Raw genomic sequence first — 22,663 nt, 5'->3', positions numbered from 1 at the left:
CGACGCTAACTTGAACCGCGGACCTTGACCATCGAAGGTCAAAAACTGCGGCTTTCGGTGGGAAACGGAAAAGGCTATGCCTCGATAATGCCGAAGATGAACACGGGTATCGACAAGAACGGCGAGACCTTCGCCAAAAACGCCGCGCACAACCGCGGTCTGGTGGAGGCGCTGCGCGAAAGGGTCGCGCAGGCGGCCCTGGGCGGTCCGGAGAGCGCGCGCACACGTCATGCGGCGCGCGGCAAGCTCCTGCCGCGTCAACGCGTCGAGCGCCTGCTGGACCCCGGTTCGCCGTTCCTGGAGATCGGCCAGCTGGCGGCCTGCGACCTCTACAACGGCGAGGCGCCCGGCGCGGGCGTGATCACCGGGATCGGCCGGGTGTCGGGCCGCGAGGTGATGATCGTCGCCAACGACGCCACGGTGAAGGGCGGCGCCTATTTCCCGATGACGGTGAAGAAGCACCTGCGCGCCCAGGAGATCGCCCAGCAGAACCGCCTGCCATGCGTCTATCTGGTCGATAGCGGCGGGGCGAACCTGCCGCACCAGGCCGAGGTCTTCCCCGACCGCGACCACTTCGGCCGCATCTTCTTCAACCAGGCCCGGATGAGCGCCCAGGGCATCGCCCAGATCGCCTGCGTCATGGGCTCGTGCACCGCCGGCGGGGCCTATGTGCCGGCCATGAGCGACGAGACGGTGATCGTCCGCGACCAGGGCACGATCTTCCTGGCCGGCCCGCCGCTGGTGAAGGCCGCCACGGGCGAGGTGATCAGCGCCGAGGAACTGGGCGGGGCCGACACCCACGGCCGGCGCTCGGGCGTGGTCGACCACGTGGCCAACGACGACGAGCACGCGCTGGAGATCGTCCGCTCGATCGTCGCCAATCTGAACACCACCAAGCGGATCGAGACCGAGATCCGCGACGCCCGGCCGCCGGTCCACGATCCGGCCGAGCTGTACGGCATCGTGCCGACCGACGTACGCGCGCCCTATGACGTGCGCGAGGTGATCGCCCGCGTCGTCGACGGCAGCGAGTTCGACGAGTTCAAGGCGCTGTACGGCACGACCCTGGTCTGCGGCTTCGCCCGCATCTGGGGCCAGCCGGTGGCGATCCTGGCCAACAACGGCGTGCTGTTCAGCGAGAGCGCCGTGAAGGGCGCGCACTTCATCGAGCTGGCCTGCAAGCGCAAGATCCCGCTGGTGTTCCTGCAGAACATCTCGGGCTTCATGGTGGGCGGCAAGTACGAGGCCGGCGGCATCGCCAAGGACGGCGCCAAGCTGGTCACGGCGGTCGCCAGCGCCGAGGTGCCCAAGTTCACCGTGCTGATCGGCGGCAGCTTCGGGGCCGGCAACTACGGCATGTGCGGACGTGCCTACTCACCCCGCTTCCTCTTCACCTGGCCCAACAGCCGCATCAGCGTGATGGGCGGCGAGCAGGCGGCCAGCGTGCTGTCGACCATCAAGCGCGACGGCATGGAGGCCAAGGGCGAGACCTGGGCGGTCGAGGACGAGGAGGCCTTCAAGGCTCCGATCCGCGCCCGCTACGAGGCCGAGGGCGACCCCTACCACGCCACCGCGCGCCTCTGGGACGACGGGATCATCGACCCGGCCCAGACCCGCGACGTGCTGGGCCTGGCGATCAGCGCCAGCCTGAACGCCCCGATCCCCGAAACCACCTTCGGCGTCTTCCGGATGTAGGCGGACAGGGCAGGGAGGAAACAACAATGACCAATCCGATCGCCGACCCCATCGTCGAGGTCCTGAACACCGACGCCATGACGCCGCTGGTCCACCTGGAGTCCACGCCGAGCGGCGCGGTCACCGTGTGGATCAACCGTCCGGCCAGGAAGAACGCCTTCGACGCGGCGACCATCGCCGCCCTGAACGAGGCCTTCCAGACCCTGCACGGGGCCGAGGGCGTGCGAATCGTCTTCCTGCGCGGGGTGGGCGGGGCGTTCAGCGCCGGGGCCGACCTGGAGTGGATGAAGGCCGCCGCCGACTGGAGCGAGGACGACAACCGCGACGACGCCCTGGGCCTGGCCCAGATGCTGAAGGCCCTGCACGACATCCCGGCCCTGACCGTGGCCCTGGTCGAGGGACCGGCCTTCGGCGGCGGGGCGGGGCTGGTGGCCGCCTGCGACCACGCCCTGGCCACGGCCGACGCCCGCTTCGCCTTCTCGGAGGTCAAGCTGGGCCTGACCCCGGCCACCATCAGCCCCTACGTGATCGCCGCCCTGGGACCGCGCACCGCCAAGCTGCTGTTCGCCACCGGGCGGGTGTTCGACGCCGACCAGGCCTGGAGCTACGGCCTGGTGGACGAGGTGTTCGACGACGCGGCCGGTCTGATCGCCGCCCAGGACGCCCTGATCGAGGAGGTGGCCGTCTGCGCCCCCGGCGCGATCGGCGACGCCAAGGCGCTGGTCAACGACTTCGCGGGTCAAAAGATCGACCGCGGCCTGCTCGACGAGACGGCAAAACGCATCGCCCGCCGCCGCGTGTCGGATGAAGGCCAAGAAGGCGTGCGCGCGTTCCTCGAACGTCGTAAGCCCAGCTGGACCATCTAGAGTCGAGCAGGGGATTACATGACGGCGGCGGATCTCGAGACAGCGGCGGCGGACTCGGCGGGGAGCTTCTTCCGGCCGAGGAAGAAGCCGTTCACCCATCAAGGCGAGCCTTGCAAGAATTGCGAGACGCCGCTGGAGGGCTGGTACTGCTATTCGTGCGGCCAGAACGCCGACACCCACCACCGCTCGATCTGGCACCTGATCTGGGAAGCGATCGAGGGGATGTTCCACCTCGACGGTCGCCTGGCCAACACCCTGCCGCTGCTGTTCTTCCGGCCCGGCGTGCTGGCCAAGGACTACATGGAAGGGCGCATCGTGCGGCACGTGCCGCCGTTCCGCACCTTCCTGGTGGCCCTGCTGCTGTTCATCTTCGCCGCCGAGCACGCGATCCATTCGGCCCAGCACCACGCCGAGGAAGAACGGCACAAGCGCGCCGAGCTCCTGGCCACGCCGCAGGGGCGCGCCGCCGAGGCCGCCCGCATGCGCGCCGAGGCGGTCAAGGACCGCGATGAGCGCCTAAAGGGGGCGAACGCCGACCGCGACGAGGTCCTGGCCGACGCGGCCAAGACCCGGGACGAGGACCTCAAGGACGCCGACCAGGACCGCGCCAAGGTCCTGAAGACCTATCAGGACGACGTCGCCAAGGCTCAGGCCGACCACCAGAAGGAGGTCGCCGACGCCCAGGCCCGCTACGCCAAGGACGTCGCCGAGGCCGACCACCTGCAGAACAACCCGCTGGCGGGGCAGGAAGCCCTCGCGGCCGAGGAGAACCTGCGCAAGTCGGCGGCCGAGAAGGTCCGCTCGGCCCAAGTCCCCGACGTCTTCGACGCCGACAAGGTCGAGGCCCAGGCCAATGCGATCGCCGAGAACTCGACCGAGACCGCGACGATCGGCGGCGTCCACATCAGGACGCCGAACCTGTCCTCGTCGGCCGGCGGAGACGCCGCGCATGGGGCCCCCGCCGCCGGAGCCGATCACGGCAAGGAACGTTGGCCCAAGGCGGGCCTGGCCAAGGCGCTGGAGAACCCCGAGTACTACATGGTCGTGATGTTCGGCTGGGGCCATCGCCTGGCGGTGCTGCTGCTGCCGATGTTGGGCCTGAGCCTGGCGCTCGTCTATCTGAACAAGCGCCAGTACTTCATCTACGATCACCTGCTGACCGCCACCAACCTGCTGTCGTTCGCGTTCCTGACCAATGCGCTGGGGCTGGTCCTGCCCGACCCGGTGCGGGGCTGGTGGTTCGTGCTGCTAATGGTCTGGACGCCGATCAACCTGTTCCAGACCCTGCGCGGCGGCTACGGCTCCAGCATCCTCGGCGCGATCCTCAAGACCCTGATCGTCTGGTGGTCCACCGTCTTCTCGTTCGTTCTGCTGCTGGGGTTCCTGATGGTCTTCACCCTGGCCCAGATCTAGGAAAATCGCCTTGCTCTCTTCCGTCCTCATCGCCAATCGCGGCGAAATCGCCCGTCGTATCATCCGCACCGCCCGCGAGCTGGGCGTGCGGACGATCGCGGTCTATTCCGAGGCGGACGCCGAGGCCCCGTTCGTGATGGAGGCCGACGTCGCCATCCTGATCGGCCCGGCCCCGGCGCGCGAGAGCTACCTGGTCCCGGAGAAGATCCTGGCCGCCGCCCGCCAGACCGGCGCCGAAGCGATCCACCCGGGCTACGGCTTCCTGTCCGAGAACGCCGACTTCGCCCAGGCGGTGATCGACGCCGGCCTGGTCTGGATCGGCCCGCCGCCCTCGGCGATCCGCGCCATGGGCCTGAAGGACGCGGCCAAGAAGCTCATGATCCAAGCTGGCGTGCCCACCACGCCCGGCTATCTGGGCGAGGACCAGTCGGTCGAACGCCTGGCCTCGGAAGCCGGCAAGATCGGCTTCCCTGTGCTGATCAAGGCCGTGGCCGGCGGCGGCGGCAAGGGCATGCGCAAGGTCGACAACCCTCCGGACTTCGCCGCCCTGCTGGCCTCGTGCCAGCGCGAGGCCAGCGCTAGCTTCGGCGACGACCGGGTGCTGCTGGAAAAGTACGTCACCCGCCCGCGCCACATCGAGGTGCAGGTGTTCGGCGACACCCACGGCAACGTCGTCCACCTGTTCGAGCGCGACTGCTCGCTGCAGCGCCGCCACCAGAAGGTCATCGAGGAGGCTCCGGCCCCGGGCATGGACGAGGCCACCCGCGCCGCCGTCTGCGGGGCGGCGGTCAAGGCGGCCCAGGCCGTGGGCTATGTCGGGGCCGGCACGGTGGAGTTCATCGCCGACGCCTCGGAAGGCCTGCGCGCCGACCGCATCTGGTTCATGGAGATGAACACCCGCCTGCAGGTCGAGCATCCGGTCACCGAGATGGTCACCGGCCAGGACCTGGTCGAGTGGCAGCTGCTGGTGGCCTCGGGCGAGCCCCTGCCGCTGGAGCAGGACGAGATCACGCTGGACGGCTGGGCCATGGAGGCGCGCCTCTACGCCGAGAACCCGGCCACCGGCTTCCTGCCCTCGACCGGCCCGCTGACCCACTTCCGCCTGCCGGAAGGCGACGTGCGGGTGGACAGCGCGGTGGAGGAGGGCGGCGAGGTCACCCCGTTCTACGACCCGATGATCGCCAAGCTGATCGCCCACGGCGTCGACCGCGAGGACGCCGCCGCCCGCTTGGCCGAGGCCTGCCGCCTGGTCGAGGTGTGGCCGGTCAAGACCAACGCCGCCTTCCTGGCCCGCTGCGCCAGCGATCCGGACTTCGTCGACGGGGCGGTGGACACCGGCTTCATCGAGGCGCGTCTGGAAGACCTGACCGCCCGCGAGTTCTCCGACGCCCCGACCCTGGCGGCCATCGGCCAGCGCCTGGAGGCCTTCATGGAGGCCGACCAGCCCCGCGCCGACGTCTGGGCCAGCGCGCCGTCGCGCCTGCTGGGCTTCCGGATGAACGCCCCGCGCGCCGCCATGACCCTGCCGCTGGCGGTGGACGGCAAGCCCGTGCCGCTGCGCGTGGCCCTGGCGGGCGGCGCCCTCTCGGGAAGAATGGGTGACGACTGGTCGTGGGACATCACGGTCGAGGACGGCCGGGCGCTGGACGACGTGGACGTGCTGCCCGGGACCTTCGGCGGCGATCCGCTGTACGTGTTCGAGGGCGGCGACGTCCGCGAGTTCGACTTCGCCTACCAGGGCGGCGGCGCCCATGCCGCCACGTCCGACGGGGCGATCCTGTCGCCGATGCCGGGCAAGATCGTCTCGGTGGCGGTCGAGGCCGGCCAGACGGTGGTCAAGGGCCAGACCCTGCTGACCCTGGAGGCCATGAAGATGGAGCACGCCCTGGCCGCGCCGTTCGACGGCGTGGTCGCCGAGCTGTCGGCCACGGCCGGCGGCCAGGTCAGCGAAGGCGTGGTGCTGGCGAAGCTGGAGCCCGTCGGCTGATTTTTGGCGCGTGACGGGCGCCGAAACCGCTCACACTTTCGGCTGTCACGCACTAAGTACGCCGCCATGCCCCTGCACATCATCAAGCTCGTCGTCGGCTGCGACAACATCGAGGAACTGGTCGCCTGGCACGCCGAGGCCGACCGCCCGTGGATCATGCACACCCGCATGACGCCCAAGCGCATCGACGAGGTGATGGACGGCGGCTCGCTGTACCGCGTGATGAAGGGCCAGATCCTGTGCCGCCAGACGATCCTGAAGATCGAGACGGTCGGCGAGGGCCAGGCCTCGCGCTGCGAGGTGACGGTCGACCCGACCATCGTCCGCGTGGCCCCCACGCCCCGGCGGCCGTTCCAGGGCTGGCGCTATCTGAAGAACGAGGACGTGCCGCCGGATTTGACCGAGGCCGAAGCCGCCGAAATGCCGGCCGAGCTGGCGCGGCAGCTGCGGGAGTTGGGGGCCTGGTAGGGGTCCAGGACGAGGTGGGCTCCGGTCCGCTTTCGACCCAAGCCGGACTTTGGGCGGCCCTCCTGCCCCCTCTCTCATAGAGAGAGGGAGGGGCCCATGGCGAAGCCATGGGAGGGTGAGAGGTTACACTCTCACCGAATGAAACGCGGCTGTTCAGATGGTCTTAGGATAGTTGCCCGATCCACGCTGGCGGCCCTGGTGAGCCTCTGTCGGAGTCTCGAAAGCGCGGCTCAGCGGCTCTGGATTTTCCGGCTAGCGGTGAAACCTCTCACCCTCCCACCGCTTCGCGGCGGGCCCCTCCCTCTCTCTATGAGAGAGGGGGTCTGCACGGCGTCCGCCGTCTAGGCTCTGGCCAATGCGCTGGCCGCCTTGCCGTCATACTGGCCGCCGAAGTTGGCCTTCAGGTGGGCCATGATCGCGCCGACGTTGGCGTCGGGGTTCTGCACCCGGAAGTCGTTGATGGCCTCACGCAATTCCGCGTCCGTCATCTGCTTCGGGCCATAGGACGATAGAATCGCCAGTTCGGTTTCAGCCGCCTTGGTCCGCTCGTCCACCTTCGATACATCGCCATCGGCTTCGACCAGCCGCGCGCGTTCGGCCGCGAGGTTCTCCAGCGTCAGCTTCGTGTTCTTCAAGAACTTCGCGACGGTTGCGACGACTTTCTCGTCGGTGACTTCGGTCACGCCGCGCTTGAACTCTTCGGTCGTGATCTGCGTGGCTTCGCCGATCAGCGTGGTGAGCAGGTCGGCCTTCAGGCGGTCGCTCACCTTGCGCGCCGCCAGTTGGTCAGCCTTGAGCTCGTCGAGCAAAGCCATGTCGCGGTCCTTTCAAGTCACTCTGTTCGGTCGTGCTGTAGTGGGGTGAGGGAGACAGCCGTTCAAGAGCGCAGTCGCGCCGTAGGGCGGTTTCTGGCGTCGCCGGGATCGTTTGAAGGACCGCCTTCGACCCTGAGTGGACAGAGAGCGGCCCTCCTGACCCCTCTCTCTTAGAGAGAGGGAGGGGCCCATGGCGAAGCCATGGGAGGGTGAGAGGTTACACCCTCGCCGGATGAAGCACGGTCGTTCAGCCGGTTTTCGACGTGAAGAGCCCCGCCTTTCAACCGTCATCCTCGGACTTGTTCCGAGGACCCCTCTATCGGCGGGTTTATCGGTTGGAGGGAGGCCGCGAGCTCGCCGCTCCACGGATCGTCCTTCTTCGCGGCTGAAGCAGGGGTCCTCGGAACAAGTCCGAGGATGACGGATGGTGGGGGAGCGCAGGGCCGGGGACATGCCCTTGCGGCGTGTCCCCATCAGCTAGCGCCGCGCCTGGACTTGGGGACACGCCGCAAGGGCATGTCCCCGCGCGGGGATCGAGCGCTCTCTATCCCCGTAAGCGGCGGGACAAACCTGAACCATTCCAACGTCCTGCAGAAAAAGCAGCGTCACCGACGCGCCAGTATTCAAACCGCCCGCATACTGAACCGGTCACCATCACGGGGAGGGCTCTTGGTACCGGCCCAAGCAGGCGATGGGGATGGAACCGAGCGGGGCCGAGCCGGCCCGGCGGTCGGATCGTTGCGGGAAGCGGGGCTCAGAAGGTCTCAAGGCCCGGGACGGGCGAACGCTGGACGGCAAGGGTCGACGGGGCCGGGAAGTTCAAACCGGCCTGTTCCAGGATCAGTCGGAGTCGCCGACGGCCCCTTCCGGGCGACCTGATCCTGCCCGCCCGAGGGGGAACGTCGATCGGGATGAAACAGGCCCTCAGTCGCCGTCCCTTGAGAAGAACGGTTCCGCGGAGCGGTCGAGCCAAGCCGAAACGCAAACACAACCTCACGGTCTCCGGGCGAAGCCCGGCCCGCTCCGCGCCTCCCCACAAACTCGGCGGCTTTCCGCGTGAGGACGAGAGGTTATGCCGATGCGCCTGCTAGCCGACCGCCATGTTGTCGATCAGCCGGGTCTTGCCCAGCCACGCCGCGACCAGGATGCGGCCCGCCGCGTCGCCGATCGGGCCGGGGCCCAGGCGCGACAGGTCGCCGGCCTCGCGGATGTCGACATAGTCCACCTGTCGGAAGCCGGCGGCGAGGATGGCGGCGGTGGCCGCGGCCTCGGCTTCGTCGACCCGGCCGCCCTCGGCCACGGCCCTGGCGGCGGCCTTCATGGCGTCGGGCAGGGCCACGGCGGCGGCGCGTTCCTCGGGGCTGAGATAGGCGTTGCGCGACGACAGGGCCAGGCCGTCCTCGGCCCGGGCGGTGGGCGCGCCGACGATCTCGACCGGCATGTCCAGGTCGCGGACCACCCGCTTGATCACCTGGAGCTGCTGGTAGTCCTTCTCGCCGAAGATCGCGACGTCGGGCTGGGCCTGGTTCAGCAGCTTGGTGACCACCGTGGCCACCCCGCCGAAGAACTGCGGCCGGGCCGCGCCCTCCAGAGGCTCGGAGACGCCGGTCAGGTTGACCGTGGTCGAGAAGCCGGGGGCGTACATCTCGTCGACGTTCGGGGCGAACATCAGGTCGCAGCCGACGCCCGCCAGAAGCTCGGCGTCGCGGGCCTCGCCGCGCGGATAGGAGTCGAAGTCCTCGTGCGGGGCGAACTGCTTGGGATTGACGAAGACGCTGGCCACGGTGCGCCGGGCCATCGTCTGGCCCAGCTGGATCAGGGACAGGTGACCCTCGTGCAGCGCGCCCATGGTCGGGACCAGCGCCACGCGCTCGCCGGCCGCTTTCCAGGCGCCGACCTGGGCGCGCAGCTCGGCGACGGTGCGGACGATCTTGGGGGAGGGGGCGGTCACCGCGAACTCCTGTGACGAACAGGCGTTGGCTTATGACGGACGCCGGTCCGGGCGTCCACCTGCGACAATGGGTCCACAGGGAAGGGCCCCGCGGATTGACGTCGCGTCCTCTCAGGGCGTCTCCTGCGTGTTAATCTTTCATTGAGAGTCGCCGAGTCGGGCGAAAAGAAGGAAAGAAGCATGGCCGAAACGCGTGTCATCGTCGTCGGCAACGAGAAGGGCGGGGCGGGCAAGTCCACCATCGCCGTCCACCTCGCCACGGCGCTGCTGTACGGCGGCGCCAAGGTGGCGCTGCTGGACCTCGACCTGCGCCAATGCACCTCGATGCGGTTCTTCGAGAACCGCGACGCGTGGGTCGCCGGCAACAACGTGACCCTGCCCGTGCCGCTGCAGTTCCGACTCAGCGAGGATGACATCGCCCTGGCCGCCGCGCCGGAAGCCGAGCAGGTGGCCAAGTTCGAGGCCGCCTTCCTGGCCGCCCGCGAAGCCGCCGACTTCGTGCTGATCGACACCCCCGGCGGCGACACCCAGATCTCGCGCATGGCCCACGGCCTGGCCGACCTGATCGTCACGCCGATGAACGACAGCTTCGTCGACTTCGACATGCTGGGCCACGTCGACCCGGTGACCATGGAACTGCAGAAGCCCAGCCTGTACTCGCTGACCGTCTGGGAGGCCCGCAAGGCCCGCGCCCTGTCGGGCCAGCGCCAGGCCCTGGACTGGGTGGTGCTGCGCAACCGCCTGGCCACCACCGAGGCCCGCAACCGCAAGCGCGTCGAGGACCGCCTGACGGCCCTGTCCAAGCGCGTGGGCTTCCGCATGGGCCCCGGCCTGCGCGACCGCGTGATCTATCGCGAGCTGTTCCCGTTCGGCCTGACCATCGCCGACCTGTCGCCCCAGGTGCGCCCGGTGCCGGTGTCGCTGCAGCACCTGGCCGCGCGCCAGGAGCTGCGGGCCCTGATGCATTCCCTTGGCCTTTCGGCCTATTCCGGGGAAACTCTGCTCGCCGCTCAATAAACGTGACGAGCGGCGTCGGGGACTGACGCTCGATGTTCTATCTGCTGCTGGGCGGCGCGATCCTGTTGTTCGTCCTGTCGGGACGCGCCACGCGCGCCCTGAAGGGCGACGGCTGGCGGATCGGAGCCGGGATCACGGCGCTGCTGGCCTTCGCCGGCGGGGCCTATGCCGGCGTGCGCAGCGAATGGCCGGTCTGCATCGTGCTGGTGGTGATCGGCGCCTGGAGCGCCACGACCGCGCGCCAGCGGCCGACGGTCCGGAAGGCCAGGCGGGAGGAGGGCGGCCCCAGCCTCACCGAGGCGCGGGCGATCCTCGGCATCGGGCCCGAGGCCACGAAGGCAGAAATCCAGGCGGCCTATGCGCGCCTGATCCGCATGGCCCATCCCGACAAGGGCGGCACGGCGGGCCTGGCCGCGCAGCTCAACGCCGCGCGGGACCGGTTGCTGGACGGGAAGTAGCGCGCTGTCACGGCTCCATCGGGCGCTGCCCTAATGGTTGTCATCCCGGAAAGCGCGTAGCGCTTGTCCGGGGCCCAGGTGAACTGCAAGACCTCAGCCCAGTCCCCTGGGTCCCGGACAGCCTCTGCGAGGCTTCCGGGATGACAACGATTTGAGTGGTTCGCCTAGACGGGTTTCCTGCGCGAATTTAGCTCGGCGACAGGACCATGCAGGGCTGGCGCTTGGCGGTGATCGCCCGGCAGGCGCCGCGGGCGGCGTCGGCCGTCAGGCCCTGGAACTGGGCCCGGAACGTACCGCCGGCCGCGCCTTCGACCGCGCCCTCGGCGTCGGCCACGAACTTGGCGAAGCGCGAGCGGACCAGGGCGATCTGTTCGTTGGCCAGGCTCTTGGACTTGAACGCCCCGACCTGCACGCCCCATTCGCCCTTGGCCTTCTTCGCCGGCGCGGGCTTGCCCTTCGCGGCGTTCATGGTGGGCGACACCTTGATCGGCGGCGGAGGCTTGGGGTTGTCGGTCAGCACGATCTTCAGGCCGGCCTGGTCGCCGTCGCCTTCCTCGGTCGAGGGACGCATGATCGGGCCGGTGGGCTCGTCTTCGTAGAGGTTGGCGGCGATGGTCGTGCGCTCGCCGTGCGAGCGGCGCTTGAGCACGTCGAAGCCGGTGGTCAGCAGGTCTTCCATGTTGTTGTCGCGCCAGGCGGTGGACGACCCGCCCAGGACCACGGCGATCAGGCGGCGGCCATCGCGCACGGCCGAGCCGGCGAGGTTGTAACCGGAAGCGTTGGTGTAGCCGGTCTTCAGACCGTCGAAGCCGGGCATGTTGGTCAGCAGGCGGTTGTGGCCGGCGATGTAGCGGCCGCGGAACTCGAAGCCCTTGATGCTGAAGTAGGAATAATACTGCGGGAAGTCGCGCATGGTGGCGCGCGACAGGATGGCCAAGTCGCGGGCGGTCGAGATCTGGCGGCTGTCGGGCAGGCCCGAGGCGTTGACGAAGCGGCTGTTGCGCATGCCCAGTTCCTGACCGCGCAGGGTCATCAGGGCCGCGAACCGCGACTCGCTGCCGCCCAGCTTCTCGGCCATGGCCACGGCGATGTCGTTGGCCGACTTCACGGTCATGGCGCGGATGGCTTCGTCGACGCTGACGCTGTCGCCGACCGGCAGGCCCAGCTTGGTGGGCGCCTGGGCGGCGGCGTGGGACGTGATCGGCACGCGGTCGGTCAGCTTCAGGCGACCTTCGCTGAGCGCCTCGAAGGTGAGGTACAGCGTCATGATCTTGGTGACCGACGCCGGATAGCGCGGGCTGTCGGCCCGTTTGTCGTAGAGCATCTCGCCGGAATTGGCGTCGATGACGATCGCGGCGTACTTCGGTTCCGCGGCGTTCATCTGCAGATACGGGATCTGGGCGGAGGCCTGGGTCGGCGCGATCAGGCCGCAGACCATGGCGCCGACGATACCCAGGGCGGCGAGAGCGGAGCGGACGGAAGTAAGCTTGGCGAACATGGGAATGCGTCCGTCATTTGAACTGAGCGGTTCCGCACCGCCACACGCGTGACCTTAGCATGCGCGCCGTCGCCTTTCTCTAAGGTAAACAACTGGTGAGCGATTTCGCCGCAGAGCTGGATTATTTCAAGGCGTTGCGGCGAAGCTTCGGTCTGACTTTGACCAGCCGAACAGGCGTTTCCGCTAGGTTATGGTGCGCTGCACAAAATTCTTGACTGCTGCACTGCAACATGAGACACCGTCGTTGTCCCAACGCATGGTTCGGTCCCCTTGTCCGTCGCCATGCCCCGCAACTCGCCAGGAGCCTCCCCCATGGCCGCCGCCGAAACCCTGAAGAACACCGTCGAGCAATTCAGCACCGCCTCGAACCAAGCGTTCAAGGACGGCGTCGAGAAGTCGCTGGCCGCTCTGGCCGAAGCCAACACCCACTCGAAGAAGAACCTGGAAGCGCTGGTCGCTTCGGTGACCGCCGCCACCAAGGGCGCCGAAGCCCTGGGCGCCCAGACCTTCGCCTATTCGAAGAAGGCCGCCGAAGACCAGGTCGCCGCCGCCAAGTCGCTGGCCGCCGCCAAGAGCGTGCAGGAAGCCGTCGAGCTGCAGACCGCCTGGGCCAAGTCGGCCCTGGAAGCCTACATCGCCCAGGTCAGCAAGGCCTCGGAGATCGTCTCGGCCTCGATCAAGGACTCGGTCAAGCCGCTGAACGAGCGCGTCTCGGCCACGGTCGAAAAGCTGCAAGCCGCCCGCTAAGGCGACAGGCTCCTCACCGGGCCAACGGATTGAAGGCCTGAGCCGGCAACGGTTCAGGCCTTTTTTCTTGTCCTGTCATCCCGCCGCGCTAAGCATGCGTCCAAGTCATTGGAGTGTGTGATGTCGAAGGTCGAACAGCGTCTGGCGGAACTTGGGATCGTGCTGCCGCAACCGGTGGCCCCGGTCGCCAACTATGTGCCCTTCGTCGCGACGGGGAACCTGGTCCACATCTCGGGCCAGGTCTCGATCGACGCCAACGGCGGCCTCAAGGGCACGGTCGGGACCGACATCGACCTGGAGACCGCCCAGCAGGGCGCGCGCCTCTGCGGAATCAACCTGCTGGCCCAGATGAAGGCCGCCGTCGGCGACCTGGACTGCGTCAAGCGGGTGGTCAAGCTGGGCGGCTTCGTCCAGGTCAGCCAGGACTTCACCGACATCCCCAAGGTCATCAACGGCTGCTCGGACCTGATGGTCGAGGTGTTCGGCGACGCCGGCCGCCACGCCCGTTCGGCGGTGGGCGTCTACAAGCTGCCGCTGGGCTTCTCGGTCGAGGTCGACGCCGTGGTCGAGGTGGCCTGATGCGCGCGCGGCCTCGCCCCGGAACCGAGGTGTTCGGCGAGGCGTGGGAGCGTCTGTTCGAGCCCGCGGTCGCCCACCGGGGCCTGTGGTCGCCGGGCGGCGCGCCCGAGAACTCCCTGGCCGCCTTCCAGGCCGCCTGCGCCGGCGGTTATGCGATCGAGCTGGACGTCCAGCTGACGGCCGACAACCACGTGGTGGTCTTCCACGACGACCACCTGGAGCGCCTGACGGGCGTTGAAGGCAAGCTGCGCGACCATACGGCCGCCGATCTCCAGCAATTGACCCTGTCGGGCACGGACGAGACCATCCCGACCCTGGCCGACGCCCTGACCCTGATCGGCCACCGGGCCATGGTCTATATCGAGCTGAAGACTCCCTTCGGCGAGGTGGGCGAGCTGGAGAAGCAGGTCAGCGAAATCCTGCTGGACCACAACGGCCCGACCGCCGTGATCGGCTTCAATCCCTATTCCCACGCCTGGTTCGCCGAGCACCAGCCGCAGATCCTGCGCGGCCTGGACAGCTACAACTGGGACGACGAGAACGCCCGCCGCCTGTCGCCCGAGATCCGCAAGTCGCTGGCGGCGCTGGAGCATGTCGAGATCGCCCGGCCGGACTTCCTGGCCCTGGGGCTGGACATGCTGCCCAGCGCCCGGGCCGACGTCTATCGCGCCAAGGGCATGCCGGTGATCGCCTGGACCGTGCGTTCGGCCGAGCAGTGGGAAAGCGTCCGCGACCATTGCGACAACCTGATCTTCGAGGGCTTCGCCGCGTGACAGCCGTCAAGGCGGAGGTGCGCGTCCACCGGCGCATCGCCGAGATCGGCCGCGACGCCTGGGACGCCTGCGCGGCCCCGCACGGCGATCCGTTCGTCAGCTACGATTTCCTGGACGCCCTGGAAGAGAGCGGCTGCGCGGTCGAGCGCACCGGCTGGGCGCCGCATCACCTGTCGGTCCAGGACGAGGCGGGCGGGGTGGCGGCGGTGATGCCGCTGTACCTGAAGTCCCACAGCCAGGGCGAATACGTCTTCGACCACAGCTGGGCCGACGCCTACGAGCGGGCCGGCGGACGCTACTATCCCAAGCTCCAGTGCTCGGCGCCGTTCTCGCCGGTCACCGGGCCGCGGCTGATCGTGCGGCCCGACATCGATGTCGACGACGGTCGCTCGGCCCTGCTGGGCGGGGCCCTGACCCTGTGTGATCGGCTGAAGGCCTCGTCCCTGCACGTGACCTTCCCGACCGCCGACGAGTGGGGCTGGATGGGCGAGCGGGGCATGCTGCGCCGCCAGGACCAGCAGTACCACTGGTTCAACCACGGCTACGCCAGCTTCGACGACTTCCTGGCGGCCCTGTCGTCCAACCGCCGCAAGACCATCCGCCGCGAGCGCCGCGACGCCCAGGCCGGGCTCGAGATCGTCGCCCTGACCGGCGACCAGCTGACCGAGGACCACTGGGACGCCTTCTTCGGCTTCTACATGGACACCGGCGGCCGCAAGTGGGGGCGGCCCTATCTGAACCGGGCGTTCTATTCGCTGCTGGGCGAGCGGATGGCCGACAAGGTGCTGCTGATCCTGGCCCGCCGGCCGGGCGGTCCGTGGATCGCCGGGGCCCTGAACCTGATCGGCGGCGACTGCCTGTACGGCCGCCACTGGGGCTGCACCGAGGACGTGCCGTTCCTGCATTTCGAGCTCTGCTACTACCAGGCCATCGAGCACGGCATCCGCCTGGGCCTGCCAAGGGTCGAGGCGGGAGCCCAGGGTCAGCACAAGATCGCGCGCGGCTACCTGCCCAGCCCGGTTTATTCGGCCCACTGGATCGCCGATCCCGCGCTGCGCGAGCCCGTCGCCCGCTATCTGGAGCGCGAACGCGAGGCGGTGGACGCCGAGATCGCCATGCTGACCGACGAGTTCTCGCCGTTCCGCCAGGAGAGCTAGGTCAGTTCGACCTCGCCGACCTTGTCCTGGTAGTCCTTCTTGGGATCGCTGCCGAGCATCATCCGGACGCCGGCCAGCAGGCTGTGCTCGTTGAGCCAGATCTGGGCATGGCCGGGATCGAAGCGCAGCAGCCGCAGCTTGGGATCGTCCTTGCCCTCGAACCAGGCGGCGACGAACGGATTCCACAGGCGCTCGACCGTCGTGTGGTCGGTGTCGACCTTCAGGTGGCCATCCACGGTGGCGAACAGGTCGTGGCCTTTCGAGGCGAAATGAATCTGCGCCTCATGGCCCTGGCCTGTGGCGATCAGCAGGTCGTTGTCGGCCGAGGTGAAGATCCACAGCGGACCGCTGTGGTCGCCCTCGAACAGGGCGGTCATCGGCTGGCCCCGGCCGTTGTCGAAGCCGGGCAGGCCCAGCATGACGGTGCGATCGGACTTCAGCGCCTTCCAGAACTTGGCGGCGAGATCGGCTTCCTTGGACATGGACGTTCCTCCGTTCGCCACTGAACGGCGCGGATCGCCCGATGTTCCGGTCAGGAGGCTTCCCAGGCCGCCTTCAATAGGACGCGAACCTCGTCGTCCACCTCGGCCGGCGAGGCGAGGGGCAGCTTGGCCTTCAGGCGCTCGGACCAGCCCTCGTTCTTCGGGGGCAGCAGGCGAGGGGAGGCGTCGGGCGCGACCGCCAGGCCCAGCACCGCCTTGCCGCCCTTGATCGGCTTGGCGGCGGCGAACTGGAACGCGCGGGACCAGGCGGTGAACGCCTTGCGCTGGCCGGTGACCAGGTCCGGCAGGTCGGCGACGGCCGCCTCCAGCGCCGCCAGGATCGCCAGCGACGCGGCATCGGCCCACAGGGCCGCGCGCAGGGCGACGGGATCGTCCCAGCTGGGATCGGCCGATGGGAAGGCCTCGGCCAGGATGAAGGCGGCGTGGTTCACGCCCAGGCCGTGGTGTTCCTTCAGCCAGACCTGGCGGGCGCGGGGCTTGGTCTCGGGGCAGGTCCTGGCGACGGCGACCCACTCGGCCAGGGTCTTGCCGGTGTTGCGCTCGATGCCCTCGCGCACCGAGGCGAACCACTTCTTCTGCCGTTCGGTCAGGTGCTCGGTCATGCGGGAAGGGCTCCGAAGTGATCGACCAGTTCGGCCAGCAGCCGGTCGCGGCCGCGGGCGGGGCGGTCCAGGTGGACGAAGTGGGTGGCGCCGGCCAGGGTCACGGTCCTGACCGACGGCGTGCGGGACGCGTCGGCCGCGAAGGCGTCGAGATCGGCCTGGCGGCTCCAGAAGTCGTGCTCCGCGCGCACCAGAAGGGTCGGCGCGGTGATCGAGCCGGCGTCGTACAGCCGCCGCCCACAGGCCTGGTGGAAGCTGTCCTCCAGCGCCCCGAGTGGCGCGCGGAACCTGGGCGGATCGTGGCGGCCGCCGTCGGGGTCGCCGGCCAGGACGGCCGTCGCCAGGGCTTTGGCGACAGCGGGATCGCGCCAGGCGTCCTTGTCGTCGGTCGGGATGTTGCGCTCCCAGACCCCGATCAGCGACGCGGCCGGATAGAGGGCGTAGCCGCCGGTCGCCGGATCGAAGCGGCGGGGCTGGCCGGGCTGGGCGAAGGCCGAACCAGGACCCAGCATGGCGTGGACGTCCGAGCCGCCGTAGAGCGCGTTGATCGTCGCCAAGCCGGACACGGCCTCGGGGCGCAGCGACGCGTAGAAGCCGGCCCACATCCCGCCCGTGGCCCAACCGAGCAGCCCGACCTGGCGGCTCTCCGCGCGTTGGGCCGCCAGCTTGCGGACGGCGTCGAGATCGCGGACCACCTCGAAGGCGCGCGACAGGGGACGGCTCTCCTCCGGCGGTCCGTCCATGGCGGCGGGGCGCTGCGAGCCCCCATAGCCCCGCGCGTCCATCACATAGACCCGGCGGTTCAGGCGCCGGGCCAGATCGCCGGCCAGCGAGCCGCCCTCGACGGGCAGGTCGAACGAGGCCGCGCCCGCCGCGCGGGCGCCGTGCACCAGGATCAGCGGCGCGCCGCGCGGGGCGGCGGGCCGGACCTCGCGCACATGCAGCCGGACGCCGTCGTCGGCGGTGACGAAAAGCTCTTCGCGACGGAGGCCTTCGGGCGCGGCCTGGGCCGGGCCGGCGGCGGCCAGGGCCGCTCCGGCCGCCAGCATGTCCCGCCGGGTCGGGCTCGTGGTCATTTGCGCGCCCCTCCCGGTTTGCTAGGTACGGTTCCGATCATGCTGGAGACGATCATGAGCCTTCACGGAAGCTACGACGCCGACAACATCTTCGCCAAGATCATCCGCGGCGAGATCCCGGCCGTGAAGGTGTACGAGGACGACCAGGTCCTGGCGTTCATGGACGTTTTCCCGCAGTCGCGCGGCCACGTGCTGGTGATCTCCAAGACCAGCCAGGCCCGCAACCTGCTGGAAGCCGAGGCCAAGACCCTGGGCCGGCTGATCGGCGCGGTGCAGAAGGTGACCCAGGCGGTGACCACGGCCCTGAAGCCGGACGGCGTGGTGGTGACCCAGTTCAACGGCGCTCCGGCCGGCCAGACGATCTTCCACCTGCACTTCCACGTCATCCCCCGCTACGAGGGCGAGGCCCTGGGCCGGCACGGCGAGGGCATGGCGGACGTCGAGGACCTGAAGGCCCTGGCCGAGAAGATCAAGGCGGCGCTCTAAGCTGAACCTTTAGCCAAGCTGAGCATTGAGCGGTGGTAGCGGTAGCTTGGGGACGGGCAGTCCATGTTGGAGTTCGACGATGCGCCGAAAGGCCTGGCGCGTCTGATCTATGCCAGCCGATCGCTGAGCGTCGGCGCCGGCTTCTCCGACGACGTGCGGACGATCCTGCGCACGTCCATTCACCAGAACCGCATGAGCGCCATCACCGGTTTCCTGGTGATCGGCGAAGGGCGCTTCCTGCAGATGCTGGAAGGGCCCGTCGCCGAAGTCGAGGCGACGTTCGAGCGCATCCGTCGGGACGATCGTCACACCGATCTGGTCGTCATCGCCCAGGGACCGGCGGATCGCCGGATGTTCCGCGACTGGAACATGGCCCATCACCAGATCGTCGCGGCCGATCGGATGCTGCTGGCGACGGCCGGTCTTTCCGAGTTCAGGCCTGAGACGTTGGACGGGGCGGGGGCGCTGCGGATCCTGACCAGTCTGGGCGGTCGCCACCTGCGATAGGCCTGGGCTCGCAAGCCCGGCTTGCAGTCAAGCTTGGCCGCGCCTTAGATGCTCGCGGGGGAATCGCGTGCGTCTTCATCCGGTGACATGGCTGATCGTCCTGGCCGCGGGCTTGAGCCTGTCGGCGGACCTGATCCTGTGGGCGTGGGTCGCGCGATCCGCTCTGGAGTGGGCGTCGTCGGCCGACGGTCCGGCCTTGTCGGCGATGACCTGGCTCCGGGCCCTGGGGCCCTCGATGGCCTGGCAGATCAAGATCAGCGCGGGAACCCTGGAAATGCTCGGAACGGCCGTCCTGGTCGAGGGGCTGTCCCGCATCCATCGGCGCCTTCGGGCGCACAACGCCGTCCCGTTCGAAGGGGGAGCCCATGGCCCTAGATGATCCCGCGCCGGCCGAGCGCATCGGCGTGCTGCTGGGGCGGCTGCACCCGATCACCCGGCTGATCATCGCCGCCGGCGTGCTGCACCTGTGCGGCGACCTGCTGGCGGGCGCGATGAACCTGCTCCAGTATCGCGACATGGTCCTGACGGGCAGCGAGGCTTCCCTGGCCCGGGTGCTGGCCGACATCGCCCACGGCGTGGCCTACGGGCTGTCGTTCTTCGGCACCGCCGCGACGGTGGAGTTCCTGGTCCGCATCTGGGGCGAGGTGAAGGCGATGCGCGGGCAGGGCGACAAGGCCGGCTGAGGTCGAGCTTTAGTGCCCCAGCTTGATGATGGCCGTGGCCAGGCCGACGATCGCGGTCACGCCGCCTAGGAAGGTCAGGCTCTGGGACCGAAGCTTGTCGTTCAGTTCGACGAGGATCTGGGTCTTGGTGATGGCCAGGTCCGCCTTGAGCGCCTGGATGTCCATCTTGGTCGCATGGGCGAGTTCGGTGAGGTCGGCCTTTGTAGCCATATTGGCGAGGTCAGCTTTCGTCGCCGTGTCGGCCTTGGTCGCCAGCCCGCTGATGTCCGGGAACTGCGCGGTCGACTGCACCAGTTCGACGATCGCCTCGGCCGCGCGCTCTTCCAGCCCCGCGTCGCGGAGGCGTCTCGTGGCGCCGAGGGTGTCGAAGGCGACGGTCATGCGATCAACCTAACCGAGTGTTCTCGTTTTGTCCAATCGTTTTCCGCGACCGATCGTCCGATAGCAAAGAGGCCCGGATCGCTCCGGGCCTCTCGCTGTCCTACTCGGTGAGGGCCGGTTCGGCCTCGTCTTCCTTGGCCGCCTTGCCGGGCTTTTCCGGATTGGGCTCGATCTCGAAGGCGATCTTGCCGTTCTCCAGCACCACCTTGACGTGGCCGCCGCGGACGAGGCGTCCGAACAGGATGTCGTCGGCCAGCGGCTTCTTGATGTGCTCCTGGATGACCCGCGCCAGGGGGCGGGCGCCGTAGAGCTCGTCGAAGCCGTTCTTGGCCAGCCAGTCGGCCGCGTCGTCGCTGAGCGAGATCGTGACGTTCCGGTCGGCCAGCTGGACTTCCATCTGCAGCACGAACTTCTGCACGACCTGACGGATGATCTCCGGCGTCAGCGGCTTGAAGGCCACCACCGCGTCGAGGCGGTTGCGGAACTCCGGCGTGAACAGGCGCTTGAGGGCGGCCTCTTCCTCGCCCTGCACCTTGTCGCGGCCGAAGCCGATCGACTGGCGCTGGGCGTCCGAAGCGCCGGCGTTGGTGGTCATGATCAGGATGACGTTCCTGAAATCGACCTTCTTGCCGTTGCTGTCGGTCAGCACCCCGTGGTCCATGACCTGGAGCAGGATGTTGTAGACGTCCGCGTGCGCCTTCTCGATCTCGTCCAGCAGCACCACGGCGTGCGGGTGCTGGTCGACGGCGTCGGTCAGCTGGCCGCCCTGATCGTAGCCGACATAGCCGGGAGGAGCCCCGATCAGGCGGCTGACGGTGTGGCGCTCCATATATTCCGACATGTCGAACCGGATCATCTCGATCCCGAGGGTCGCGGCCAGCTGCTTGGCGGCTTCGGTCTTGCCGACGCCGGTCGGGCCGCTGAACAGGTAGCTGCCGATCGGCTTGTCCGGGTCGCGCAGACCGGCCCGGGCCAGCTTCATGGCCGAGGACAGTTGGGTCAGCGCCTCGTCCTGGCCGAACACGGCGCGCTTCAGGTCCGCTTCCAGCTCGCGCAGGGACTCGGTGTCGGACTTGGAGACCGACTTCGGCGGAATCCGGGCGATCTTGGCCACGACGGCCTCGATCTCCTTGACGCCCAGCACCTTCTTGCGGCGGCCTTCCGGCAGCAGCATCTGGCCCGCGCCCGCCTCGTCGATCACGTCGATCGCCTTGTCGGGCAGCTTGCGGTCGGTGATGTACTTGGCCGACAGCTCAACGGCCACCTTCAGGGCGTCGTTGGTGTACTTCAGCTTGTGGAAGTCCTCGTAGTAGCTCTTCAGCCCCTTGAGGATCTTGATGGTGTCTTCCACCGTCGGCTCGTTGACGTCGATCTTCTGGAAGCGACGGACCAGGGCCCGATCCTTCTCGAAGTGCTGACGGAACTCCTTGTAGGTGGTCGAGCCCATGCACCGCAGGGTGCCCGAGGCCAGGGCCGGCTTCAGGAGGTTGGAGGCGTCCATGGCCCCGCCCGAGGTGGCGCCGGCGCCGATCACCGTGTGGATCTCGTCGATGAACAGCACCGCGTTGGGGTGGTTCTCGAGTTCCTTGACCACCTGCTTGACGCGTTCCTCGAAGTCGCCGCGATAGCGGGTGCCGGCCAGCAGCGCGCCCATGTCGAGCGAGTAGATGGTGGCTTCCGCCAGGACTTCGGGCACCTGGTGGGTGATGATCTTGCGGGCCAGGCCTTCGGCGATGGCGGTCTTGCCGACGCCGGGCTCGCCCACCAGCAGGGGGTTGTTCTTGGTGCGACGGCACAGGATCTGGATCGCGCGTTCCACTTCGTTCGCGCGGCCAATCAGCGGGTCGACCTTGCCCTGGCGGGCCTTCTCGTTGAGGTCGACGCAGTAGGCCTCGAGCGCCTCGCCGCCGGTCTTGGCGTTGGGCTTCTCGACGTCTTCCTCGACCGCCGCGCCCTTGGCCGTCTTCGGCTCGGACGCACCCGCCTTCTTGGCGATGCCGTGGGCGATGAAGTTGACCGCGTCGTAGCGGGTCATGTCCTGCTCTTGCAGGAAGTAGGCGGCGTGGCTCTCGCGTTCGGAGAAGATGGCGACCAGCACGTTGGCGCCGGTCACTTCCTCGCGACCCGAGGACTGGACGTGGATCACCGCGCGCTGGATCACGCGCTGGAAGCCCGCCGTGGGCTTGGCGTCGTCCTCGTCGTCGACGACCAGCGAGGCCAGTTCGACGTCGAGATAGTTCACGAGGCTCTTCTTGAGAGCGTTGAGGTCCACGTCGCAGGCGCGCATGACGCCGGCCGCGTCGTCATCGTCGGTCAGCGACAGCAGCAGGTGTTCAAGCGTGGCGTATTCGTGCTTGCGCTGATTGGCGTAAGCGACGGCGCGATGCAGGGATTCTTCAAGTGGGCGCGAAAAAGAGGGCAAGGGGGGCTCCTCAATCCTTTTCCATGGTGCACTGCAGGGGGTGCTGATGCCTGCGCGCCGAGTCGATCACTTGCGCGACCTTGGTCTCGGCAACTTCGTAGGTGAAAACGCCGCAAACGCCGACGCCATGCTGATGAACGTGCAGCATGATCCGGGTCGCATCTTCGCGCGACTTGTTGAAGAAACGTTCAAGTACGTAAACGACGAACTCCATCGGAGTGTAGTCGTCGTTCAAGATCAGTACGCGATAAAGCGAAGGCTTTTGTGTCTTCGGCTTCACTTCCGTGATGACCGAAGAGCCCGCGCCGTTGTTTTGTCCGCCTTGCTTTCGCTCGGCCATTGACCGCTCTCTCCCGGCGGGCCGAACCACCCGCCTTACATGGATTAGATATGGAAACGCGGCAGCATTGGAAGAGGCTGCCGCGTGGCTGCGCCGCTTTAACACAGGGGCGCCGCTCAAAGTGGCTTCTCGCTTGGGATAGCGGCGACACGGGCTTGGGGGCGTCACCGGCGAGGTGCGCAGATGGGGGGCGTTTTGGCGCGGCGCAAGGGGCGGGAAGGGCGACTCAGTCGAGGTTG

24 protein-coding genes are annotated in these 22,663 nt (G+C 68.3%); 15 read left to right on the top strand and 9 right to left on the bottom strand.

Translation table 11 applies throughout. From position 1 onward, the window contains the following. The first annotated feature begins 87 nt into the window (after positions 1 to 87). The 5 genes from BR39_RS0123085 (at position 88) to BR39_RS0123065 (ending at position 6,429) form a co-directional block, all read left to right on the top strand. Positions 88 to 1,695: a carboxyl transferase domain-containing protein gene (locus BR39_RS0123085; RefSeq protein ID WP_029916629.1), complete on the top strand. Its 1,608-nt coding sequence runs from the start codon at positions 88 to 90 to the stop codon at positions 1,693 to 1,695. Between the two features lie 26 nt (positions 1,696 to 1,721). Further along, the gene (locus BR39_RS0123080; protein WP_029916627.1) at positions 1,722 to 2,561 is read left to right on the top strand and encodes an enoyl-CoA hydratase-related protein; all 840 of its coding nucleotides are present in this window, start codon (positions 1,722 to 1,724) and stop codon (positions 2,559 to 2,561) included. Between the two features lie 18 nt (positions 2,562 to 2,579). Then, positions 2,580 to 3,974: a DUF3667 domain-containing protein gene (locus BR39_RS0123075; RefSeq protein ID WP_029916625.1), complete on the top strand. Its 1,395-nt coding sequence runs from the start codon at positions 2,580 to 2,582 to the stop codon at positions 3,972 to 3,974. Between the two features lie 10 nt (positions 3,975 to 3,984). Further along, positions 3,985 to 5,961: an acetyl/propionyl/methylcrotonyl-CoA carboxylase subunit alpha gene (locus BR39_RS0123070; protein WP_029916622.1), complete on the top strand. Its 1,977-nt coding sequence runs from the start codon at positions 3,985 to 3,987 to the stop codon at positions 5,959 to 5,961. Between the two features lie 66 nt (positions 5,962 to 6,027). After that, positions 6,028 to 6,429: a DUF1489 domain-containing protein gene (locus BR39_RS0123065; protein WP_029916619.1), complete on the top strand. Its 402-nt coding sequence runs from the start codon at positions 6,028 to 6,030 to the stop codon at positions 6,427 to 6,429. Positions 6,430 to 6,770: 341 nt separating this feature from the next. Here the strand turns inward: BR39_RS0123065 and BR39_RS25960 are convergent, their stop codons facing one another. Both BR39_RS25960 and panC read right to left on the bottom strand, forming a co-directional pair. Further along, positions 6,771 to 7,244 (bottom strand): GatB/YqeY domain-containing protein, encoded by a 474-nt coding sequence (locus BR39_RS25960; RefSeq protein WP_051696052.1) that lies wholly within the window; start codon positions 7,242 to 7,244, stop codon positions 6,771 to 6,773. 1,087 nt (positions 7,245 to 8,331) lie between these two features. Next, positions 8,332 to 9,195: a pantoate--beta-alanine ligase gene (gene panC / locus BR39_RS0123055; RefSeq protein ID WP_029916615.1), complete on the bottom strand. Its 864-nt coding sequence runs from the start codon at positions 9,193 to 9,195 to the stop codon at positions 8,332 to 8,334. 180 nt (positions 9,196 to 9,375) lie between these two features. Here panC and BR39_RS0123050 point away from each other — a divergent pair, with 180 nt between their 5' ends. Beyond that, positions 9,376 to 10,212 (top strand): division plane positioning ATPase MipZ, encoded by an 837-nt coding sequence (locus BR39_RS0123050; RefSeq protein WP_029916614.1) that lies wholly within the window; start codon positions 9,376 to 9,378, stop codon positions 10,210 to 10,212. Between the two features lie 32 nt (positions 10,213 to 10,244). Then, positions 10,245 to 10,670 carry a DnaJ domain-containing protein gene (locus tag BR39_RS0123045; protein WP_029916612.1) on the top strand — a complete coding sequence of 142 codons (426 nt, stop codon included), beginning with the start codon at positions 10,245 to 10,247 and terminating at the stop codon, positions 10,668 to 10,670. 187 nt (positions 10,671 to 10,857) lie between these two features. Here the strand turns inward: BR39_RS0123045 and BR39_RS0123040 are convergent, their stop codons facing one another. Then, positions 10,858 to 12,168 (bottom strand): D-alanyl-D-alanine carboxypeptidase family protein, encoded by a 1,311-nt coding sequence (locus BR39_RS0123040; RefSeq protein WP_029916610.1) that lies wholly within the window; start codon positions 12,166 to 12,168, stop codon positions 10,858 to 10,860. A gap of 312 nt (positions 12,169 to 12,480) precedes the next feature. Here BR39_RS0123040 and BR39_RS0123035 point away from each other — a divergent pair, with 312 nt between their 5' ends. The 4 genes from BR39_RS0123035 to BR39_RS0123020 all read left to right on the top strand — a co-directional run bounded on the left by BR39_RS0123035 (position 12,481) and on the right by BR39_RS0123020 (position 15,424). Continuing rightward, positions 12,481 to 12,915 (top strand): phasin family protein, encoded by a 435-nt coding sequence (locus tag BR39_RS0123035; RefSeq protein ID WP_029916608.1) that lies wholly within the window; start codon positions 12,481 to 12,483, stop codon positions 12,913 to 12,915. A gap of 120 nt (positions 12,916 to 13,035) precedes the next feature. Continuing rightward, on the top strand, positions 13,036 to 13,494 hold the full coding sequence (locus tag BR39_RS0123030; protein WP_029916599.1) for a RidA family protein: 459 nt from the start codon (positions 13,036 to 13,038) through the stop codon (positions 13,492 to 13,494). After that, positions 13,494 to 14,267: a glycerophosphodiester phosphodiesterase gene (locus tag BR39_RS0123025; RefSeq protein WP_029916597.1), complete on the top strand. Its 774-nt coding sequence runs from the start codon at positions 13,494 to 13,496 to the stop codon at positions 14,265 to 14,267. Before BR39_RS0123030 ends, BR39_RS0123025 begins: the two co-directional genes overlap by 1 nt. Next, positions 14,264 to 15,424, top strand: coding sequence for a GNAT family N-acetyltransferase (locus BR39_RS0123020; RefSeq protein WP_029916595.1), 1,161 nt, complete (start codon positions 14,264 to 14,266; stop codon positions 15,422 to 15,424). Before BR39_RS0123025 ends, BR39_RS0123020 begins: the two co-directional genes overlap by 4 nt. Here the strand turns inward: BR39_RS0123020 and BR39_RS0123015 are convergent. From BR39_RS0123015 to BR39_RS0123005, 3 genes are read right to left on the bottom strand one after another with little or no spacing between them, the layout of a single operon-like run. Then, positions 15,421 to 15,906: a pyridoxamine 5'-phosphate oxidase family protein gene (locus BR39_RS0123015; RefSeq protein ID WP_029916593.1), complete on the bottom strand. Its 486-nt coding sequence runs from the start codon at positions 15,904 to 15,906 to the stop codon at positions 15,421 to 15,423. The genes BR39_RS0123020 and BR39_RS0123015 overlap by 4 nt on opposite strands. A 50-nt stretch (positions 15,907 to 15,956) precedes the next feature. Then, the gene (locus tag BR39_RS0123010) at positions 15,957 to 16,529 is read right to left on the bottom strand and encodes a DUF4287 domain-containing protein (RefSeq protein ID WP_029916591.1); all 573 of its coding nucleotides are present in this window, start codon (positions 16,527 to 16,529) and stop codon (positions 15,957 to 15,959) included. Beyond that, positions 16,526 to 17,605, bottom strand: coding sequence for an alpha/beta fold hydrolase (locus BR39_RS0123005; protein WP_029916589.1), 1,080 nt, complete (start codon positions 17,603 to 17,605; stop codon positions 16,526 to 16,528). Before BR39_RS0123005 ends, BR39_RS0123010 begins: the two co-directional genes overlap by 4 nt. A gap of 54 nt (positions 17,606 to 17,659) precedes the next feature. Between BR39_RS0123005 and BR39_RS0123000 the strand changes: the two genes are divergently transcribed. The 4 genes from BR39_RS0123000 (at position 17,660) to BR39_RS0122985 (ending at position 19,281) form a co-directional block, all read left to right on the top strand. Beyond that, the gene (locus tag BR39_RS0123000) at positions 17,660 to 18,091 is read left to right on the top strand and encodes an HIT family protein (protein WP_029916587.1); all 432 of its coding nucleotides are present in this window, start codon (positions 17,660 to 17,662) and stop codon (positions 18,089 to 18,091) included. A gap of 63 nt (positions 18,092 to 18,154) precedes the next feature. Continuing rightward, on the top strand, positions 18,155 to 18,598 hold the full coding sequence (locus BR39_RS25520) for a BLUF domain-containing protein (protein ID WP_051696050.1): 444 nt from the start codon (positions 18,155 to 18,157) through the stop codon (positions 18,596 to 18,598). Positions 18,599 to 18,665: 67 nt separating this feature from the next. After that, positions 18,666 to 18,977, top strand: a complete 312-nt coding sequence (locus BR39_RS26640) for a hypothetical protein (RefSeq protein WP_156035875.1) — start codon at positions 18,666 to 18,668, stop codon at positions 18,975 to 18,977. Beyond that, positions 18,964 to 19,281 carry a hypothetical protein gene (locus tag BR39_RS0122985; protein WP_029916581.1) on the top strand — a complete coding sequence of 106 codons (318 nt, stop codon included), beginning with the start codon at positions 18,964 to 18,966 and terminating at the stop codon, positions 19,279 to 19,281. Before BR39_RS26640 ends, BR39_RS0122985 begins: the two co-directional genes overlap by 14 nt. 9 nt (positions 19,282 to 19,290) lie before the next feature. Here the strand turns inward: BR39_RS0122985 and BR39_RS0122980 are convergent, their stop codons facing one another. The 3 genes from BR39_RS0122980 to clpS all read right to left on the bottom strand — a co-directional run bounded on the left by BR39_RS0122980 (position 19,291) and on the right by clpS (position 22,424). Further along, on the bottom strand, positions 19,291 to 19,662 hold the full coding sequence (locus tag BR39_RS0122980; protein WP_029916579.1) for a hypothetical protein: 372 nt from the start codon (positions 19,660 to 19,662) through the stop codon (positions 19,291 to 19,293). A 100-nt stretch (positions 19,663 to 19,762) separates the two neighbouring features. Continuing rightward, positions 19,763 to 22,084: an ATP-dependent Clp protease ATP-binding subunit ClpA gene (clpA, locus tag BR39_RS0122975; protein WP_029916577.1), complete on the bottom strand. Its 2,322-nt coding sequence runs from the start codon at positions 22,082 to 22,084 to the stop codon at positions 19,763 to 19,765. Between the two features lie 10 nt (positions 22,085 to 22,094). Further along, positions 22,095 to 22,424: an ATP-dependent Clp protease adapter ClpS gene (gene clpS / locus BR39_RS0122970; RefSeq protein ID WP_007672483.1), complete on the bottom strand. Its 330-nt coding sequence runs from the start codon at positions 22,422 to 22,424 to the stop codon at positions 22,095 to 22,097. Positions 22,425 to 22,663: the final 239 nt, after the last annotated feature.

It is taken from the genome of Caulobacter sp. UNC358MFTsu5.1, from assembly GCF_000712075.1.
Lineage (GTDB): Bacteria > Pseudomonadota > Alphaproteobacteria > Caulobacterales > Caulobacteraceae > Caulobacter.
This window is presented reverse-complemented; position numbering and strand designations above follow the sequence as displayed.